Here is a 264-nt window from a genome sequence, read left to right on the forward strand (position 1 = left end):
CGACAACCTGACCCAGTTCAACCTCACCGCCCAGGCGCGCGACCTGCTGCGCGCCGACGACACCGACCTGGTGTTCTACCAGGTGCGCGACGGCAGCGGCCAACTCATCAGCGGCGACCCGGACTTCCCCTCGCCCAACCCGGAACTGGCCGTGAGCCCCGGCGAGGTTTACCTGCGCGACGACGTGGTGCGCGACGAGGACGTGCGGGTGGCCTACACCTGGGTGCCGCGCGGCCTCAACCTCGACCAGCTGGTGCTGATGCA

The 264-nt window shown here is 69.7% G+C and carries 1 protein-coding gene; it reads left to right on the forward strand.

Annotation, left to right across the window (positions count from 1 at the left end; all coding sequences use genetic code 11):
- Nucleotides 1–264: sensor histidine kinase N-terminal domain-containing protein (locus HA630_RS00895; RefSeq protein ID WP_208299892.1), on the forward strand; the 264-nt coding region annotated here is incomplete at both ends.

The sequence above is a fragment of the Aquabacterium sp. A08 genome (assembly GCF_011742065.1).